This window comes from Mycobacterium shunyiense (assembly GCF_058270075.1).
In genome coordinates, this window is the sequence record NZ_JBZDPU010000031.1 from 13,579 (window position 1) to 31,108 (window position 17,530).

Here is a 17,530-nt window from a genome sequence, read left to right on the forward strand (position 1 = left end):
CGCCCCATGAGACGACCCCACCCGAAGAACCGTGAGAGGCGATAGACGTGAAAGACAACTTGTCAGGCGCGGCCTGGCGGCTGACCGCGTTTGTGGTCGTCGCCGCACTGGGAATGTTCGCGCTGCTCACCATTTTCGCGCAGTTCCGCTTCGGTGAAGCGCGAACGTTTCGAGCGGTTTTTACCAATGTGACGGGTCTGGAGAACGGGAACTTCGTCCGCATCGCCGGTGTCGAGGTCGGCAAGGTCAACACCATCGCCCTGAACAAAGACAGCACTGTGACGGTCGAATTCAGCGCGGAGGACTCGGTCGTGCTGACCGAAGGCAGTCGCGCGGCGATCCGTTACGACAACGTCATCGGTGGCCGGTACCTGGCGCTTGAAGAAGGCACCGGCTCGCCGAAAATTCTGCCGCCCGGCGCCACCATCCCCGTCGACCGCACCGTGCCGGCACTGGATCTGGATGCCCTCATCGGCGGCTTTCGTCCGCTGTTTCGTGCACTGGACCCGAATCAGGTGAACGCGCTTAGTGGACAACTACTTGCAGCTCTGCAGGGGCAAGGCGCCACAGTCGGATCGTTTCTGTCTCAGACCGCCGCGCTGACGAACACCCTGGCCGACCGCGACCAGCTCGTCGGCCAAGTCGTCACCAATCTCAACACGGTGCTGGGATCTCTCGGAGATCAGAAAGAAAAGTTCGGCAGTGCCGTCGATTCGCTCACCGAGATCGTGCATACCCTCGAAGCGCGCAAGAATGATCTGAGCAACGCGGTCGCCTACACCAACGCCTCGGCGGCCACCATCGCTGACCTGCTCACCCGGGCGCGACCTCCCCTGGCCAACACCGTTCGCGAGACCGACCGCACGGCAGGCATCGTGGTCGCCGATCACGACTATGTGGACAACTTGCTTGCCACGCTGCCCGACTCCTACCGAATTCTCGGTCGGCAAGGGCTCAACGGTGACTACTTCTCCTTCTACATCTGCGACTTGGTATTGAAATTGAACGGCAAAGGCGGACAACCGGTCTACGTGAAGATGGCCGGCCAAGACTCGGGCAGGTGCACGCCTCGATGAAGACATTCCAGGAACGAAACCCCTTCGTCATCGGCGCAGTGGGAATTGTTTCCGTAGCTGCCATCGGTGCCGGTGTACTCAACTACGACAAGTTACCGTTCGTGTCCTCTCAGACTTCGTATGCTGCGTACTTCGCAGAGGCGGGTGGCCTCACCTCAGGTGCCGACGTGCAGGTATCGGGTTTCAAAATCGGTAAGGTCGAAAGCATCTCGCTCGACGGCCCGCGGGTGCTGATCCGGTTCCAAGTCGATGACGACGTCCACCTAGGTGATCGCACCGAGGCTGCTGTGAAGACGAAAAGCCTTCTCGGATCGAAGATCCTGGATATAACCCCGCGCGGCGACGGTACGCAGAAGGGCGTCATCCCGCTGGAACGCACGACATCGGCCTACCAGTTGCCGGACGCGATCGGTGATATCACTGCTCAAATCAGCGGACTGAACACCGATCAGCTGTCGGCTTCACTGTCCACCTTGGCCGACACATTCCGCGACACCCCTGAAGACTTGGGCCTCGCCGTTGAAGGAGTCGGCCGTTTCTCCGACACCCTCAACCGCCGAGACGAGCAGCTGCGCAACCTGCTGGCAAACGCCAACAAAGCGACAGGCGTTCTCGCCGAGCGCAGCGACAAGATCGTTCAACTGGTCAGGGAATCCAATGCGTTACTGGTGGCGTTGGAGGGGCAGCGCGCCGCACTGGACCAAATCTCGAACAACATTTCTGCACTGGCCACCCAGATCAAAGGGTTCATCGGTGACAACCGAGACACGCTCAAGCCAGCGCTGGACAAGCTGAACGGCGCATTGACCATCGTGGCGAACCGGAAGACCGAAGTGCAGCAATCGATCAAGGGCTTCACCAATTACGCCTTCGCGCTGGGGGAGTCGGTGGCATCGGGCCCGTTCTTCAAGGCCTATTTGTCCAACCTGCTGCCGGGCCAATTCGTTCAGCCCTTTATCGACGCCGCCTTCTCTGACCTCGGCCTGGACCCCCATGTGCTGGCGCCCTCACAACGCACCGATCCCCAGACCGGTCAACCTGGCACTCCGGCACTGCCCGTCCCCTTCCCGCGCACCGGACAGAGCGGCGAACCCAGAATGACGATCCCCGATGCCATCACCGGCAACCCCGGTGATCAGCAGTGCGGCCCGCCAGGAATACCGCTGCCTGGCCCAGGCTGCTACCCCTACCGCGACCCCGGGCCGCCAGTACCTGCCGGCGGCCCGCCGCCGGGCCCACCAGCGCCTGAATCTCCGGGGCACACCTCGTCGCCAGATCCGACTCCCAGCCCGGTCTTGCAGCTTGCGCCCGGTGAAATCGGGCCCGACGGCAGCCCCGTTGCTCCTGGAGGAGATCACCAATGACGCAACCGCGTATACGTATCGCCGTGGTGGCCATCTTCGCGCTGCTGCTGATCGCAGGCCTCGTCGTGATCATCCCGGCAACCACGAACATCTCGCGCAATCAAGTGGTTGCCTACTTCGACAACACCAACGGGCTGTTCGTCGGTGACGAGATCCGCATCCTCGGTGTGCCGGTCGGGGAGATCACCCGGATCGATGTTGAGCCGCAACGCGCCAAGGTCAGCTTCTGGGTGGCCGACAAGTATCAGGTGCCGGCCGACGCCAAAGCGGTCATTCTGGCGCCGTCCCTGGTCACCGCCCGTGCGATCCAGTTGACGCCCGCCTACACCACCGGACCCACCTTGGCTGACGGTGCGGTCATTCCCCAGAAGCGCACCGCCGTTCCCGTGGAATGGGATGACGTACGCACCCAGTTGCAGCGCCTGACCGAGATGTTGCAGCCCACCGAGGCCGGTGGCACCAGCACGCTGGGATCACTGGTGAACACCGCCGCGGACAACCTCCGCGGTCGGGGCGCGAACATCCACGACACCTTGGTAAAGCTGTCCCAGGCGACCTCGGCGCTCGGCGACCACAGCACCGACCTGTTCAGCACCTTGCGCAATCTGTCGCTGCTCGTGTCGGCGCTGCAGGACAGCTCAGGCCTGATGGAACAGCTCAACCGGAATCTGGCCTCCGTCAGCGGAGCGCTCGCGGATGATCCAGACGAGGTAGGCAACGCCGTGCGCGACGTCAGCGACGTCTCGAGAGAAGTATCGAAATTCGTTGCAGACAACAAGGAATCGTTGGGCACTACCTCCGAGAAGCTCGGTGCCGTGTCGCAGACGGTCACCGAGAGCATCGACGACGTCAAGCAGCTGCTGCATATCTCTCCCACGGTGCTGCAGAACTTCATCAACATCTATCAACCTGCTCAAGGAACGCTCTCCGGCGCGTTATCGACGAACAATTTCAGCGACCCGATCAGCTTCATTTGCGGTGCCGTACAGGCGGCCTCCAGGCTCAACGCCGAGCAGTCGTCGAAACTGTGTGTGCAGTACCTCGCACCCATCGTGAAGAACCGGCAGATGAACTTCTTCCCGATCGGCGGAAACCCATTCGTGGGGGCCAGTGCGCGTCCCAACGAAGTGACCTACAGCGAGGACTGGATGCGTCCCGATTACGTTCCACCGCAACCCGCCGCGCCGGCACCGACGCCTGCGGAGACCGCCCCGGCACCGCCGCTGCCTGCCGAGGCGACCCAGACTGATCCGGGTGCCGGGCTGTCCGGGCTGATGGTCCCGGCAGGAGCAGGTTCGTGACGCGGCCAGGGCATTTCGTCAAGGCCTCGGTCGCTGCAACAGCGCTGTCGGTGCTGCTCAGTGGCTGCGGCGCATGGCGCGGCCTGAACTCAGTACCCATGCCGGGCACCGAGGGCGACGGCCCGGGTGCCTTCACGATCCAGGCGCAGATGCCTGACGTGAACAATATTCAGCAGAACTCGCGTGTGCGGGTCGGAGACGTCAACATCGGCACTGTCACCAACATCGAGCGCCAGGGCTGGCACGCACTGCTGACCATGCGACTCAACGGTGACGTCAAGCTGCCCGCCAACGCGACCGCAACCATCGGACAGACCAGCCTGCTGGGATCCCTCCACATCGAACTGGCCCCGCCTGTCAGCGAACCGGCCGAGGGCCGGCTACACGAAGGTTCGCTGATTCCATTGGCATCCGGTGGTGGATACCCATCGACCGAACAGACCTTGGCAGCGGTGTCACTGCTGCTGAATGGCGGTGGGATAGGGCAAATCCAGGACATCACGACAGCATTCAGCACGGCGTTCGCCGGCCGTGAGAATGACCTCAAAAGCCTGATCACACAACTTGATACATTCATTCAGAACACCAACGCTCAAACCGATGACATCATCGAAGCCACCGACAGCCTGAACAACCTGGTATCGGACTTCTCCGAGCAGAAGCCTGTGGTCGACAAAGCTCTGAACACGATCCCGGATGCTCTGGCGGTAATCAAAGACCAACGGACCAAGCTTGCCGATGCGCTTGATCAGCTTGGGAAGTTCAGTGCGCTGGCGGCAGATTCGGCCAACCAGACCAAAGAGGCTTTGGTTCAAGAGCTCAAGGACCTCGGCCCCGTGCTGAAGTCCTTGTCGGATTCCGGTCCAGCGCTCACCCGGTCTTTGAGCTTCTTCTCGGTGTACCCCTTCGCCAAGGACACACTGAGCAAGTGGTTCCGCGGCGACTACGCCAACCTCACCGCGATCATCGACCTCACGCTTAGCCGCCTGGACTCGTCCTTCCTCACCGGCACGCGATGGGAGGGCGACCTCACCGAACTCGAAATGCAATGGGGCCGCACCATCGGCCAATTGCCAAGTCCCTACACCGCGGGCAATCCGTTGGTTGTTCCGTACCACCTGAATCAGGGGCCCTAGATGGTACTCAGCAAACGAATTCTCATCCAACTGGCATTCTTCTCCGTGATCACGCTGGTCGGCGGGTCCATCATGATCTTCAACTACATGGGGCTGCCGGGCCTCGTGTTCGGTGTCGGCCAATACAAGGTGTCGGTGCAGCTTCCCGCTGCAGCCGGTCTCTACAAGAATGCCAACGTGACCTACCGAGGCACTGAGGTAGGCAAGGTCACCGACGTCCGCCTCGACGACACAGGTGTCGTCGCGGACCTGGCGTTGAAGTCCGGAATTCCGATCCCCAGCGACCTCGCCGCAGAAGTGCACAGTGCCTCGTCAATTGGTGAGCAATACGTTGCCTTACTCCCGCACGGGGACGGAAGTCCGTTGAAGGACGGCGATGTCATTTCCCGGGACCGCACTTCGGTTCCGCCCGATATCAGCACGCTGCTTGCCGCCACGGACAAAGGACTGGATGCGATCCCCGGCGACAACCTGCAGACGGCCGTGAGCGAGGCGGCCACAGCGGTGGGAGGGCTCGGGCCTGACCTCGCACGACTCGTCAAAGGCTCCACCACGTTGGCCATCGATGCACGCAACAACCTCGATTCACTGACCAACCTGATCGACAACTCCAAACCGATCCTGGATTCACAGACCGCCACCGCCGGATCGATCGAGAACTGGGCTGCCAATCTGGCCTCTGTCACCTCCCAACTGAAGAACGAAGACAAGTCGGTGCAGGGCATCCTGAAAAACAGCCCGGAAGCGGCAGATCAGGCCCGCCAGTTGATCGATCAGTTGCAGCCGACGCTGCCGGTCGTTCTGGCGAACCTGGTCACCATCGGCAACGTGGCTGTCACGTATCAGCCGAATATCGAGCAACTCCTGGTCCTTGCACCATCAGCTGTCGAGGTGGTGCAAGGCGCCGGACTCACCAACCGCAACACCAAGCAGGCCTACAAGGGTGCGTTCCTCAGCTTCAATCTGAACCTCAACCTGCCACCACCATGTCTGACTGGCTACCTCCCGGCGCAGCAGGCCCGAGCGACCAGCCTCACCGACTACCCGGACAGGCCCGCCGGCGAGTACTACTGCCGAGTGCCCCAGGACTCCCAATTCAACGTGCGCGGCGCGCGTAACTATCCGTGTGAAACGCGACCCGGCAAGCGTGCCCCGACAGTGAAGATGTGCGAGAGCGACGAGAACTATGTCCCACTCAACGACGGATTCAACTGGAAGGGCGACCCGAACGCGACGCTATCTGGACAGCCGATTCCGCAACTCTCACCCGGACAGGGGCCCGACCCCGGACCGCCGGCTGGTGTACCCGGTCCGGCCCCTACGGCGCCACCGATAGCGGTCGCCGAGTACGACCCGGCGACAGGTAATTACCTCGGACCGGACGGCCACGTATACACCCAGGCCAACCTCGCCCACAACGCTCAGGAGCAGACATGGCAGTCGATGATGATGCCGCCCAACCGGAATTGACAGCGTCGGCAGACTCGTTGGAGTCCCCGCCGGACGACGAGTCCGGTGCTGACGGAGTTCTCGACACAAACGAGGAGCGCCTGCAGCGCCGCGATCCAACAACGGTCGCGTTGGTGGTGGGGCTCCTGACCGCCGTCGTCATCGCATCCGTGGGTGGTTGGCTCGGTGTGGCCGCCTATCACGCCCGTCAGCTCGATCAACAGCAGGCGATGTTCGTCGAGGTGGCGCGACAAGGCGCGATCAATCTCACGACGATCGATCACCGCGAGGTTGAGGGAGATGTCAAACGTATTCTGGACTCGGCAACCGGCACTTTCTACGACGACTTCAGTAGCCGTGCACAACCTTTCATCGACGTGGTGAAGAATGCACAGTCGAAGTCGGTGGGAACGGTAGTCGCGTCGGGCGTCGAGTCGGAGACCGATCAGGATGCACAGGTGCTGGTTGCCGTGAGCGTCAAGACGACGACTGGGGACAGCGCAGAACAACAACCGCGGTCATGGCGAATGCGCATCGCGGTACAGAAGCTGGGCAACGACATCAAAGTGTCCAACGTGTCGTTCGTTCCCTAGCTCACTCGCCCGCAGCCCCGCGCTGCGACCAAGGATTCAAGGAGTACCGTGCCCACACACACCGCTACGAGCGCAGCTGCGTCTTCAGTGGAAATCATCGACGACACCGCTAGTGCTGCCGAATCCGCCGACAGCAGCTCTCATACTCTCGACGACCTGACTGGGTCGAATTCGACTGTGAAGACGCGTATGTCCCGGCGCCAGGCCATCGCTTTCATTGTGGTGCCACTTTTTGTCGTCGCACTGAGTGCAGTCACGGGATGGCTGAAATGGGTCGACGGCTCGGCACGCGAAGCGCATGTGGCCGCAACCGAATCGGTGCAGGCCGCGCGTGACACTACTATCGCGCTGCTCTCCTATCAGCCCGATACCGTCCAGCAGACTCTGGAAGCGGCTCAAACACGGCTCACCGGCTCGTTCCGCGATTCTTACGGCCAGCTGATCCATGACGTGGTGATTCCCGGTGCTCGGGAGAAAAAGATCTCTGCGGTGGTGAATATCCCTGCAGCGAGTTCGATTTCAGCATCGGGCCGTCATGCTGAGGTGCTGGTCTTCGTCAATCAGACGTCAATTGTCGGCACAGATGCCCCGACTGATACCGCGTCGTCGGTTCGGGTGGGGCTGGACAAGGTGGACGGGCACTGGTTGATTTCGTCATTCGAACCCGTCTGACGAAACATCTCGGCTGCGTGCAACCTCTACTCATCCGGCTCAGGTCATGGCATTGTGTAGCCGCCGCTGACCGAGAGCATCTGACCGGTTACCTGACGTGCGGCGAGCGGTGACGAGAACCACAGGACCGCCCGCGCGACATCTTCGGCTGTCGTCAGCCTGCGCATGGGGGTGTCCTTGAGCATGAAGTCAATCTGCTTGGGGTTGAACACTTCGTCTTGGCCGACAGACCACAGGCTGGAGGCACCCACCGCATCGGGGCCGTCCGGCATCACCAGGCCCGGACAGACGATGTTCGAACGGATGCCGTGGCGACCGTGTTCGCGTGCGGTGGTGCGCGCAAAGGCCACCATGGCTGCTTTCGAAGCTCCGTAGATACCTTGGCGGATCTGGCCGAACGCCGCGTCGCTTGCGATAAACACCAGGGCCCCGCCACCGCCGTCTTTCATCGGTCCGATGGCGGCCTGGGTGGCAGCCACGGCACTGTAGAAATTCACGGCCATCGTGCGCTGCCACTTGTCGCGGTCGGTGTCAGTGGCGACGAACCCGGGCACACTCCAGCCTGCATTGTTGACCAGAACATCGATACCACCCCACTGGGTGACCGCTAACCCGAGTGTCTCTTCGGCTCCCTCGGGAGTCGTCAGGTCACTGATCGCCAGATCCACCGCGGCGGCACCGAGGTCGATGGCCTCATCGCGGACCTTCGATGCCTGCGGTTCATCGATGTCGTTCAACACGATTCGTGCGCCCTCGGCGGCGAAAGCGTGCACGATGCCTCGCCCGATGTTGGAGGCGCCACCGGTCACGACGACTCGCGCGTTTGTCAGCCCCAGATCCATGACGATCCTTCCTTGGCGAAGCATGGTTGAAACCTCTCGGTCCCGTGATTTAACCTAGATTAGAAATATCGATTAGATTTGTCTACGTCGGGTGCGTCGATAGGAGGCCAGTATGGGAAGACTGCTGCAGGGAAAGGTAGCGGTGGTTACCGGTGCTGCGCAGGGGATCGGTCTTGAGATCGCCCGAACTCTTTTCCAGCACGGCGCGCAGGTAGTGCTAGCCGACCTGGATGAAGAGGCCACTCGTGGGGCGGTCGAGGAGGTTGCCGGTGCGAGCGCAGACTGTGGAAGCGCAGTGTGTGACGTTACCTCCGAAGACCAGATGCGCAGCCTGATCGCCAACACTGTCCGCGACTTCGGCCGTTTGGACGTGTTCGTCAACAATGCCGGCATCACACGCGACGCCTCCTTGAAGAAGATGCAGGTGTCCGACTTCGACGCGGTCGTCACCGTGCACCTCCGTGGCACCTGGCTCGGGGTCCGCGAAGCGGCAGCCGTGATGCGGGAGCAGAAGTCGGGGAGCATCATCAACATCTCATCGCTGTCAGGAAAGTCCGGTAATCCCGGCCAGACCAACTACAGCGCCGCCAAGGCCGGCATCGTCGGTCTCACCAAAGCTGCGGCGAAAGAAGTTGCTCATCACAATGTGCGGATCAATGCGGTGCAGCCCGGCCTGATCCGGACCCCGATGACCGCGGCGATGCCCCCGGATGTGTTCGCCCAGCGCGAGGCCGACGTGCCCATGAAACGCGCAGGCGAGCCGGCCGAGGTCGCAGGTGCAGTGGTCTTTCTCGGCTCTGACCTGTCCAGCTATATCACCGGATCGGTGATCGAGGTCGGTGGCGGGAGGTACATGTGAATACTGTCGTCAGCGACATCGACGGGAAAATCGGGCGCATCACACTCAATCGTCCTGACCGGATGAATGCCATCACCGTCGAACTTGCCAGCACGCTTGAGGCAGCGATTATGCAACTCGGCGAGCGCCGCGACATCAATGTCATCGTGATTCGGGGAGCCGGAGGCAACTTCTGCGCCGGCGGCGACTTCGATGAAGTACAGAGACTGCGTGCGGCGGGCCCTTCGGAACTTCGCACCTTGTTTACGACGTTCAAGGCAGCCTGCGACGCGATTGGCCGCGCCGAGGTTCCGGTCGTGGCCGCTATTGAAGGCGTCGCCATGGCCGGCGGGTTCGAGCTCATGCAGGCTGCCGACATTGTCCTGACCGCCAACGAGGCGCGCATCGCGGACAATCACATCAACTTCGGGATGATCCCGGGCGGGGCCAGCACCGCCCGTCTTCCGCGCATCCTCGGCCGTCAGCAGGCCTTGGCGCTGCTGCTGTCCGGGGACAAGTTCACGGGTTTCGACGCCGTCGAACTGGGGCTGGCGTACCACTCGTATCCCGCTGAAACCTTCGATGACTCGGTGGAAGCCTTTCTGTCGCGAATGGCAGGGCGTGAGCGGTCGGCACTCACCGCTGTCAAGCGGCTTGTCATGGAGGGCCTGAACAAAGACTTCGACAGCGCCAACGCCGACGAGACCGACGCCGTTGTATGGCGGATCAGCGGCCAAGCCGGTCAGGACGGGGTATCCGCATTCAAGAGCAGAGAGGTCAAAGCATGACCGCCACGATCGACGCCGCCGTCCTGCAGGAAGTGGCATCCGACGGAGTTGCCAACATCCGGCTGAATCGTCCAGCCACGTCCAACGGGCTCAATGTCGAAACGCTCAAGGCACTCCACGAGGCGGTATTGGCCTGTCATGCCGATCCGGCCGTCAAGGTGGTACTGCTGACCGGCGCGGGACGCAACTTCTGCGCCGGGGGCGACATCCACACGTTCGAATCCAAGGGTGCCGCCCTGCCGGACTATTTGCGCGAAGCGACAGCCTGGTTGCAGTTGGCGACCGCGGCACTCATCCAGCTCAGAGTCCCTGTCGTCACCGCCGTACAAGGCTTTGCCGCCGGTGGCGGCGGCCTTGGGCTCGTCTGCGCATCCGACATCGTTGTCGCCGCGCGCTCGGCGAAATTCTTCTCCGGCGCGGTCCGCGTCGGGATGGCTCCCGATGGAGGCTCCTCGGTCACCCTCGCGCAGTTGGTGGGACTGAGGCAGGCTCTGCGCATCCTGCTCACCAACCCCACGCTGACCGCTGACGATGCCGCGGCGATCGGGCTGATCACCGAGGTGGTCGAGGACACCGAGCTGCAGAACCGGGCCGAGGCGATCGCCGCCGGTCTGGCTGCCATGCCCACCAAGGCGCTCTCGGCGACCAAACGGCTGGTGTGGTCGGGCGTCGGTGCCTCCATCGAAGAACGCCTGCCCGAGGAATCGCGCACGGTCTCCGAGCTGTCCGGCACAGCCGATGCGCTGGAGGGTCTGCGTGCGGTCATCGAAAAGCGCGCACCGAGGTATACCGGACAATGAGCATCCTCATCGACGATGACGGTGCCGTGCGCACCGTCATCCTCAACCGGCCCGACGTGCGCAATGCGATCGATATCCCGCTTCGGCTGGAGTTGGCCGACGCCCTGGAATCGGCACACGCCGACACCGGCGTACGCGCGATCGTTCTTACCGGTGCGGGCAGCACGTTCTGCTCAGGCGGCGATATCTCCACCATGAAGGTCATGTCCGAATCCGAAGCGATGGAACGCGCTCAGTTGGCGCAGCGAGTGATTCGGGCGATCTGGAACACCCCGAAGCCAGTGATCGCTGCCGTCGAGGGCGCAGCATTCGGAGCCGGTGCGGCGCTGGCCGCGGCCTGTGACCGCGTCGTCGCCGGGCGTGACGCCCGATTCGCGACAACCTTCACCAACGTCGGACTCGCCGGCGACATGGGAGCGTTCGCTTCACTGCCGCGCCGTGTCGGCCTGGCCCGGGCGCGTCAAATGTTGCTGTTTCCCCGGCCGTTCACCGCTGACGTCGCGGAGAGCTGGGGACTGGTCGACGCCACGACAGAACCCGGCAGTGTCCTGGCCGCCGCGCAGTCCGACGCGCAATTGCTCGCGGCGGGGCCCGCGCAGGCCTATGGCGTCATCAAGGCCCTGCTCGCGATCAGCCCGGTATTGCCTCCGATGGAAGTGCTCGATCATGAAGCTGCCCATCAGGCACGGCTGTTCGGCAGTGATGACTTCGCCGAAGGCATCGCTGCCTTCCGGGAGAAACGGCGGCCTTCGTTCGGCCTACGACAAGGAGTTCCCTCATGACCTCTGTCATCGATCCCTCGGCAGACACCGGCAGCCGATACGAACGGCTCATCCACCCGGAGAAGGTCCACGGCACGCTCTACACAGACCCCTCCATCTATGCCGAAGAGCTTGAGAAGATCTGGTATCGCACGTGGGTGTTCGTCGGCCACGAGAGCGAGGTGGCCCAGCCCAACGACTACGTGCGAAAGAAGCTCGGGCCGCAGGACGTCATCATGACCCGCGACCGCGATGGCGAAATCCACCTCCTGCTCAACAGGTGTGCCCACCGCGGCAATCAGGTGTGTGACGACGCCAAGGGCAACTCCAGCACCTTCAGGTGCCCGTATCACGGCTGGACCTTCCGAAATGACGGAGAACTCATCGGTTTTCCGTTCTTCAAGGGCTACGGCGACCGCAAATTGGACCTGGCGATGGGGCGTGTCCCGCGGGTCGACTGCTACGGCGGATTCGTCTTCGGCAGCTTCGCCCCGGATGGGCCGTCACTGGTGGAACATCTCGGTGCCGCTGCCGGCGAGATCGATCGGTTGGTCCGGCTCTCGCCGGAAGGCCGCGTGGAACTGACGGCCAGCTGGCTTCAACACAAGGCGCGGGCCAACTGGAAACTTCTGGCGGAGAACGAAACCGACGGTTATCACCCCCAGTTCGTGCACGGGTCGATCTTTGGGGTCACCGGAAGCACGATCGGCCCGCTGTACAGCGACTCATCGATCGCAGTGACCCGAGATCTCGGTGGCGGCCACAGCGAGAACGACCTTCGTCCGGAGTTTCGGAAGTTCGCCCAGCCGATGCGGTGGTTCGGAACCACCGAATCCCGGGTACCGGACTACGTGGCCGCCATACGAGCCAAGCACGGGGACGCGGCGGAAGAGATCCTCGTCGAAGGCGCGCCTCACGTGATGATTTTCCCGAACCTGTTCATCGCCGAGATTCAGGTCTTCAACATCCAGCCGGTCGCCGTCGACGAATGCGTGCAGTACGCCACGGCCGTCCAATTGGCAGGCGCGCCAGAACTCAACCGTCGCATGGTCTCTCAGTGCGTTGGTTCCGTGGGTCCGGCAGGAATGCTGCTCGCCGACGACACCGAGATGTACGAGCGCAACCAGCAGGGCATCGCGTCCTTGACCCCGGAGTGGCTCGACGTCCGCCGCGGGATGAATCGCGAAAAGGTCGACGAGAACGGATTCACGATCGGCACCAACACCGACGAAACCGGCATGCGCGGCTTCTGGTCCCACTACAAGACGCTGATGGAAAAGGACTGAGGATCGTGACAACGTCATTGCAGGACTCTGGTGAACTGGCGCCGGCTCCAGAAGAGTTCGATCGGTCAACGGTGGAGCAGTTCCTTTTCCGCGAAGCCCGTTACGCCGACGAGAACGACTACGACGCATGGGAGGCGCTGTGGACCGACGATGCCCTGTACTGGGTACCCGCTGAGTCCGGTGACCCCGATCCGATGCGGCAGATGTCCATCATCTACGACAACCGCAGCCGCATCTCGACCAGGCTGAAACAGGTGCGCACCGGCCGTCGGTACGCACAGGCGCCCCCGTCACATCTACGCCGGCTCATCTCCAACATCGAATTCCTCGGCGGCCGAACGAATCCCGAGGGCACTCTCGATCTGGAGGTCGGGGCGAACTTCATCGTCATCGAGGCACGGCCTCGCGGTAACCACATCTGGGGCGGCCGCACCACCTATCGCTTGCGCCGCGTCGACGGCGAACTGCGATTGGCTTACAAGAAGGTGCAGTTGGTGGATGCCGACAAACCGATCCCGACACTGGGCTTCCTCATCTAAAGGAGCATGCATGGGCATCCAATTCGACGAATCGGCACCGGTGGCCATACCCGGGGTGGGCGCGGTCATCGGCAGCGAGTTCGCCGAGGTGGCCGTCAGCATTGACAATCAGGCCAATTCACCGCGGCTCAAATTGCAGGATCTGCGAACGGGCCGGGTGCGGTTCCTCGACGCGCTCGAACTCGAAACCGTCATCTGGCTCCCGAACGACCGGCTCAACAGCCTGCTCGACCCGTCGGCCGACCGTTGGCGAGGCGACGAATGAGACGTGCGGCCATCGTTGCGCCACTACGGACACCGGTCGGGGCGTTCGGCGGCAGCCTGCGGCCCCTGCGCGCCGAGGACCTGGCAGCCCACATCATCAAAGCGGTGGTGTCTCGTAGCGGCATCGACCCCGACGTCATCGAAGACGTCGTCATGGCACAGTCGTACGCGAACTCCGAAGCGCCCTGCATCGGACGGTGGGCAGCACTGCATGCCGGTCTTCCGATCAGCGTGTCCGGCCTGCAGATCGACCGGCGCTGCGGCGGCGGACTGCAGGCGGTCATCACCGCCGCGATGACCGTTCAGACCGGTGCCGCCGACGTCGTCCTGGCCGGCGGCGTGGAATCGATGAGCAATATCGAGCACTACACCACCACCGCTCGCTGGGGATCGCGGTCGGGTAACCAGACTCTCTATGATCGTCTCGACCGCGGACGTGAACTGTCCCAACCGGTGTGGCGGTTCGGCAAGATCAGCGGAATGATCGAAACCGCGGAGAACCTCGCGTCCGACTACGGTATCGACCGGGCGGCAGCAGACGAATTCGCCGTGCGCAGCCACCGTCGTGCCGCGGCAGCGCAGGACGGTGGTCTGTTCGACGACGAACTCGTCGCCGTGGATGTGCCGCAGCGGCGTGGAGATCCGGTCACGGTGACCCGAGACGAGGGTATCCGGCCTGACACCACCGTGGACACGCTGGCGGGGTTGCGCTCTGTGGTTTCCGGGGGCACCGTCACCGCAGGAAACGCAGCCCAACAGAACGACGCGGCCGCCGCCTGCCTCGTGGTTGCCGAGGACCGGCTCGAATCGCTCGGCCTGGAACCGATCGGCTTCCTGGAAGGGTGGGCCGCGGTCGGTTGTGAACCCTCCCGGATGGGCATCGGACCGGTTGGAGCGGTCGAAAAGCTCTTCAGTCGGACAGGATTGACCTTCGACGATCTCTCGCTCATCGAGATCAACGAGGCATTTGCAGTCCAGGTGCTCGCGGTACTATCCGGATGGGGCCTCAAGCCCGCCGACGTCGAAGACCGGCTCAATGTCAACGGCTCCGGGATTTCACTCGGCCATCCCATCGGGGCAACCGGGGTACGCATCCTGACCACCATGTTGCACGAACTGCGTCGCCGCGGTGGCGGCCTGGCGTTGGAGACCATGTGCATCGGCGGAGGACAGGGGATCGCTGCGGCATTCAGGAGTGCCTCGTGACGATCGGATTGTTGCGATACGCCAGTTATCTGCCCAGGCACCGACTCAACGGGGCCGATATCGGACTGCGTAGGGGCGACCGAGTGGTGGCCTCCTACGACGAAGACTCGACCACCATGGCCGTCAACGCTGCCGGCCAGGTGGTCGAGCCGGGTGCGCATCCGGGTGCGCTGTACCTGGCGACTACCACGCCTGCCTACGCGGACAAGACGAATGCCAGTGCCGTGCACGCTGCACTCGGCTTGCCCACTGATGTGCTCGCTGCCGACCTCGGCGGCACCGCTCGCAGTACCGTCGTCGGCATCCTTGCCTGCGCCCGCTCCGGGGGGTTGGTTGTCGCGGCTGACGTCCGCGTCGGCAAGCCTGGATCGGCCGATGAGAAGACCGGTGGCGACGGCGCCGCAGCGCTGTACTTCGGTGACGGCGAACCCATCGCGGACATCCTCGCAACGCGATCGCTGACCGCTGAATTTCTGGATCGATGGCGGGATCCACTGTCGCCAACAGGGTTTCAATGGGAGGAACGATTCGGCGCCGAGCATTACAGCGCACTGATCAGGCTCTCGGCGCAACAGGCATTGGACGCAGCCGGCGTGGCAGAGGCCGACCACGTCGTGCTGGCATGCCCGAACACCGCGGTGGTCAAGCGCGCCGCAACTCTGGTCAAGGGGCAGAAGTCTGTCATCACGTCGCCGATCGGGCATACCGGTGCTGCCGACCCTCTGATCGCCTTGGCGGGTGCCCTTGATACCGCCGACCCCGGTGACACGATTCTGCTGATATCCGCCGTCGATGGATGCGATTCCATCGTGTTCCGCACCACCGGCGCCATTACCGAGCATCGACAGGCTGCTGCGCTGAGCGCTCAGCGCAGTTGCGGGCTTCCAGTGCCGCACCTGACCTATCTGTCGTGGCGGGGACTCGTCGAACGCGAATCCCCACGCAGGCCCGAACCTGAACGCGCCGCCGCTCCACCAGCAGCAAGAACCGCGCAGTGGAAGTTCGGCTTCACCGGAACACAGTGCACGAATTGCGGTTTCACCCACCTTCCCCCGACACGTGTGTGTCGGTCGTGTGCGTCGGTCGACGAGATGGTCGACGTGGCGGCCGGGCGACTGGGCGGAACGGTCGTCACGTATACGGTGGACCGGCTGGCGTTCTCTCCCTCACCGCCGATGATCCAGGCTGTCATCGATGTCGACGGCGGCGGCCGGTGCACCCTCGAGTTGGCCGATGCTCGCCCGGAGGAACTCAAAGTCGGGACACGCGTTCGCTTTTCATTCCGGCGGCTCTTCACTGCCGGCGATGTTCACGACTATTTCTGGAAGGCGGTGCAGGACAGTGCCGAGTAACGGAATCGCCGGCAAGGTCGCGGTCGTGGCCATGGGGTGCAGCACGTTCGGAGAACGGTGGGATGCTTCCACGGACGACCTGATCCTGGAGGCGTACCAGGAGTGTTTGATGGCGGTCCCCGGCGTCGACCGCTCTGATGTCGACGCTTACTGGCTCGGCACGCTGAGTTCCGGGCTGGGCGGTTTGACCTTGAGCCGCGCGATTGGCACCGATGACAAGCCAGTGACCAGAGTTGAGAACTTCTGCGCCACTGGATCTGAAGCCTTCCGAAATGCGTGCTACGCCGTCGCGGCCGGCGCCTACGACATTGTGATGGCTGTCGGCGTCGAGAAGCTCAAGGACTCCGGGTATTCCGGGTTGCTGCGCCAAGATCCGCCCGGCGACGGTACCGCCCCGGAAATCTCGATGACCGCCCCGGCAGCGTTCTCGCTGCTCGATCCGGCCTACTGCGACCGCTACGGCGTGCATCCCGACGAGATGCGGGCTGCGATGACGCACGTCGCCTGGAAGAATCACGACAACGGCACCCGAAACCCGAAGGCGCAGTTCCGTTCGCCGGTGTCACGCGAGACCATCGACGGGGCCCCGAAGGTGGCCGGGCGTCTCGGTGTGTTCGACTGCTCAGGCGTTTCCGATGGTGCGGCGTGTGCACTCATCGTGCCCGCCGAGCGCGCACACGAGTTCACCGATACCCCGATGTACGTCGAAGCGTTGTCTCTCATTGCGGGATCCACGCGCGGATCGATGGATTCGGCCTTCGACTACACCACGTTCCCAGAGGTGATCAAGGCGGCCAAGGACGCCTACGCCCAGGCGGGAATCGACCGCCCAGCTGAGCAACTCTCGCTCGCCGAGGTCCATGACTGCTTCACCCCTACCGAGATCGTGCTGATGGAGGATCTCGGATTCTCCGATGCCGGGCAGGCGTGGAAGGATGTCTTGGCCGGTGACTTCGACGCAGGCGGGCGGCTTCCGATCAACCCCGATGGTGGGCTGAAGTCATTCGGTCATCCGGTGGGAGCCAGCGGCTTGCGGATGCTCTACGAAGCGTGGCTGCAGTTCCGGGGAGAGGCGGGCAAACGTCAACTGTCCGATCCTCACACAGCCCTCACGCACAATCTGGGTGGTCGTCCCGGCGGATGTGTGTCCTTCGTGTCGATCGTCTCGAACAGGCCCACGTTTCGGAGCTGAGACCAGGATCGGTCAGTTGAGTGGCGGTGACGTACCCTGTTGTGCCCCTTGCCGTGAAGTCCCTGTGGCTC

Annotated in this window: 18 protein-coding genes; 17 read left to right on the top strand and 1 reads right to left on the bottom strand. The window is 63.1% G+C overall.

Features of this window, described 5'->3' with window-relative positions; all coding sequences use genetic code 11:
• The first annotated feature begins 47 nt into the window (after positions 1-47).
• The 7 genes from AC4ELH_RS28155 (at position 48) to AC4ELH_RS28185 (ending at position 7,591) form a co-directional block, all read left to right on the top strand.
• Positions 48-1,076: an MCE family protein gene (locus AC4ELH_RS28155; RefSeq protein ID WP_498888017.1), complete on the top strand. Its 1,029-nt coding sequence runs from the start codon at positions 48-50 to the stop codon at positions 1,074-1,076.
• The gene (locus tag AC4ELH_RS28160; RefSeq protein WP_498888019.1) at positions 1,073-2,440 is read left to right on the top strand and encodes an MCE family protein; all 1,368 of its coding nucleotides are present in this window, start codon (positions 1,073-1,075) and stop codon (positions 2,438-2,440) included. Before AC4ELH_RS28155 ends, AC4ELH_RS28160 begins: the two co-directional genes overlap by 4 nt.
• The gene (locus AC4ELH_RS28165; RefSeq protein ID WP_498888021.1) at positions 2,437-3,741 is read left to right on the top strand and encodes an MCE family protein; all 1,305 of its coding nucleotides are present in this window, start codon (positions 2,437-2,439) and stop codon (positions 3,739-3,741) included. Before AC4ELH_RS28160 ends, AC4ELH_RS28165 begins: the two co-directional genes overlap by 4 nt.
• Positions 3,738-4,877, top strand: a complete 1,140-nt coding sequence (locus AC4ELH_RS28170) for a virulence factor Mce family protein (protein WP_498888022.1) — start codon at positions 3,738-3,740, stop codon at positions 4,875-4,877. Before AC4ELH_RS28165 ends, AC4ELH_RS28170 begins: the two co-directional genes overlap by 4 nt.
• Positions 4,878-6,347 carry an MCE family protein gene (locus AC4ELH_RS28175; protein ID WP_498888023.1) on the top strand — a complete coding sequence of 490 codons (1,470 nt, stop codon included), beginning with the start codon at positions 4,878-4,880 and terminating at the stop codon, positions 6,345-6,347.
• Positions 6,311-6,919 carry an Rv1363c family protein gene (locus tag AC4ELH_RS28180; protein ID WP_498888024.1) on the top strand — a complete coding sequence of 203 codons (609 nt, stop codon included), beginning with the start codon at positions 6,311-6,313 and terminating at the stop codon, positions 6,917-6,919. The genes AC4ELH_RS28175 and AC4ELH_RS28180 overlap by 37 nt, the downstream gene beginning before the upstream one ends.
• A gap of 87 nt (positions 6,920-7,006) precedes the next feature.
• On the top strand, positions 7,007-7,591 hold the full coding sequence (locus AC4ELH_RS28185; RefSeq protein ID WP_498888025.1) for a hypothetical protein: 585 nt from the start codon (positions 7,007-7,009) through the stop codon (positions 7,589-7,591).
• A 44-nt stretch (positions 7,592-7,635) separates the two neighbouring features.
• On the opposite strand, the gene AC4ELH_RS28190 is transcribed toward AC4ELH_RS28185, so the two are convergent.
• Positions 7,636-8,433 carry an SDR family NAD(P)-dependent oxidoreductase gene (locus tag AC4ELH_RS28190; protein WP_498888027.1) on the bottom strand — a complete coding sequence of 266 codons (798 nt, stop codon included), beginning with the start codon at positions 8,431-8,433 and terminating at the stop codon, positions 7,636-7,638.
• Between the two features lie 112 nt (positions 8,434-8,545).
• On the opposite strand from AC4ELH_RS28190, the gene fabG reads away from it, so the two are divergent.
• From fabG to AC4ELH_RS28240, 10 genes are all read left to right on the top strand, one after another.
• Complete coding sequence (gene fabG, locus AC4ELH_RS28195) at positions 8,546-9,292, top strand: 3-oxoacyl-ACP reductase FabG (protein WP_498888029.1); 747 nt, start codon at positions 8,546-8,548, stop codon at positions 9,290-9,292.
• Positions 9,289-10,059, top strand: a complete 771-nt coding sequence (locus AC4ELH_RS28200) for an enoyl-CoA hydratase/isomerase family protein (RefSeq protein WP_463807103.1) — start codon at positions 9,289-9,291, stop codon at positions 10,057-10,059. Before fabG ends, AC4ELH_RS28200 begins: the two co-directional genes overlap by 4 nt.
• Positions 10,056-10,859, top strand: coding sequence for an enoyl-CoA hydratase/isomerase family protein (locus AC4ELH_RS28205; RefSeq protein WP_498888031.1), 804 nt, complete (start codon positions 10,056-10,058; stop codon positions 10,857-10,859). Before AC4ELH_RS28200 ends, AC4ELH_RS28205 begins: the two co-directional genes overlap by 4 nt.
• Positions 10,856-11,641: an enoyl-CoA hydratase/isomerase family protein gene (locus AC4ELH_RS28210; protein WP_498888033.1), complete on the top strand. Its 786-nt coding sequence runs from the start codon at positions 10,856-10,858 to the stop codon at positions 11,639-11,641. Before AC4ELH_RS28205 ends, AC4ELH_RS28210 begins: the two co-directional genes overlap by 4 nt.
• Positions 11,638-12,906 (top strand): aromatic ring-hydroxylating oxygenase subunit alpha, encoded by a 1,269-nt coding sequence (locus tag AC4ELH_RS28215; RefSeq protein WP_498888035.1) that lies wholly within the window; start codon positions 11,638-11,640, stop codon positions 12,904-12,906. The genes AC4ELH_RS28210 and AC4ELH_RS28215 overlap by 4 nt, the downstream gene beginning before the upstream one ends.
• Positions 12,907-12,977: 71 nt before the next feature.
• Positions 12,978-13,445: an aromatic-ring-hydroxylating dioxygenase subunit beta gene (locus AC4ELH_RS28220; RefSeq protein WP_197514712.1), complete on the top strand. Its 468-nt coding sequence runs from the start codon at positions 12,978-12,980 to the stop codon at positions 13,443-13,445.
• 10 nt (positions 13,446-13,455) lie between these two features.
• Entirely contained in the window at positions 13,456-13,710 is a 255-nt protein-coding gene (locus AC4ELH_RS28225) for a hypothetical protein (RefSeq protein ID WP_463807098.1), read from the top strand.
• A complete protein-coding gene (locus tag AC4ELH_RS28230; RefSeq protein WP_498888038.1) occupies positions 13,707-14,915 on the top strand; it encodes an acetyl-CoA C-acetyltransferase in 1,209 nt (402 codons plus the stop codon). The genes AC4ELH_RS28225 and AC4ELH_RS28230 overlap by 4 nt, the downstream gene beginning before the upstream one ends.
• Complete coding sequence (locus AC4ELH_RS28235) at positions 14,912-16,267, top strand: OB-fold domain-containing protein (protein WP_498888040.1); 1,356 nt, start codon at positions 14,912-14,914, stop codon at positions 16,265-16,267. The genes AC4ELH_RS28230 and AC4ELH_RS28235 overlap by 4 nt, the downstream gene beginning before the upstream one ends.
• On the top strand, positions 16,257-17,459 hold the full coding sequence (locus AC4ELH_RS28240; protein ID WP_498888041.1) for an acetyl-CoA acetyltransferase: 1,203 nt from the start codon (positions 16,257-16,259) through the stop codon (positions 17,457-17,459). Before AC4ELH_RS28235 ends, AC4ELH_RS28240 begins: the two co-directional genes overlap by 11 nt.
• The last annotated feature ends 71 nt before the right edge of the window (positions 17,460-17,530 follow it).

Coding starts and splice junctions, on each gene's coding strand:
- AC4ELH_RS28160 (WP_498888019.1), top strand. CDS start 1,073: ATGAAGACATTCCAGGAACGAAACCCCTTCGTCATCGGCGCAGTGGGA.
- AC4ELH_RS28165 (WP_498888021.1), top strand. CDS start 2,437: ATGACGCAACCGCGTATACGTATCGCCGTGGTGGCCATCTTCGCGCTG.
- AC4ELH_RS28175 (WP_498888023.1), top strand. CDS start 4,878: ATGGTACTCAGCAAACGAATTCTCATCCAACTGGCATTCTTCTCCGTG.
- AC4ELH_RS28180 (WP_498888024.1), top strand. CDS start 6,311: ATGGCAGTCGATGATGATGCCGCCCAACCGGAATTGACAGCGTCGGCA.
- AC4ELH_RS28190 (WP_498888027.1), bottom strand. CDS start 8,433: ATGGATCTGGGGCTGACAAACGCGCGAGTCGTCGTGACCGGTGGCGCC.
- fabG (WP_498888029.1), top strand. CDS start 8,546: ATGGGAAGACTGCTGCAGGGAAAGGTAGCGGTGGTTACCGGTGCTGCG.
- AC4ELH_RS28205 (WP_498888031.1), top strand. CDS start 10,056: ATGACCGCCACGATCGACGCCGCCGTCCTGCAGGAAGTGGCATCCGAC.
- AC4ELH_RS28210 (WP_498888033.1), top strand. CDS start 10,856: ATGAGCATCCTCATCGACGATGACGGTGCCGTGCGCACCGTCATCCTC.
- AC4ELH_RS28215 (WP_498888035.1), top strand. CDS start 11,638: ATGACCTCTGTCATCGATCCCTCGGCAGACACCGGCAGCCGATACGAA.
- AC4ELH_RS28225 (WP_463807098.1), top strand. CDS start 13,456: ATGGGCATCCAATTCGACGAATCGGCACCGGTGGCCATACCCGGGGTG.
- AC4ELH_RS28230 (WP_498888038.1), top strand. CDS start 13,707: ATGAGACGTGCGGCCATCGTTGCGCCACTACGGACACCGGTCGGGGCG.